Genomic DNA, 621 nt, shown 5'->3' on the forward strand with positions numbered 1-621 from the left:
ACGTAAACCACGCTATGAAGTCGCTGATCCCGCTGAAGTTCAGGTATTCCACGCAGTTCAACGCTGTGTAAGACGTGCATTCTTGTGTGGCGAAGACCCGTTTTCCGGTCAATCCTATGAGCATCGCCGTGGCTGGATTCGTGATCGATTGGAGTTTCTGGCGGGGATTTTCGCAGTCGATTGCCTGACCTATACAGTGCTCAGCAATCATCTGCACCTCGTTTTGCGGAGTCGGCCTGATGTGGTTGCTCAGTGGAGTGATCAAGAGGTGGCTCAGCGCTGGCTGAAACTGTTTCCTCATCGACGCAAGAAAGATGGGTCGCCCGAGGAACCGACGAAGCCGGAAATTGACATGATCGTCAATCAAGCCGAAGTGTTGGACGAACGACGGCGGCGACTCAGTGACATCAGTTGGTGGATGCGATGTACGGCAGAGAACATTGCTCGACGAGCAAATCGCGAAGACGAGTGTACCGGCCGTTTTTGGGAAGGTAGGTTCAAATTGCAAACCCTGTTGGACGAAGCGAGTTTGCTGGCTTGTGCAGCCTATGTGGACTTGAACCCGATTCGTGCTGCGATTGCTGAAACTCCGGAGACGAGCGAATACACCGGTGCAAAAGA

General features: G+C 53.1%; 1 protein-coding gene. It reads left to right on the forward strand.

What is annotated here, in order from left to right; all coding sequences use genetic code 11:
• Window positions 1–621 (forward strand): transposase (locus CA13_RS03940; protein ID WP_419195081.1); only part of this gene is annotated, 621 nt, incomplete at both ends.

This window comes from Novipirellula herctigrandis, from assembly GCA_007859835.1.
In the GTDB taxonomy this organism is placed as follows: Bacteria; Planctomycetota; Planctomycetia; order Pirellulales; family Pirellulaceae; genus Novipirellula_A; species Novipirellula_A herctigrandis.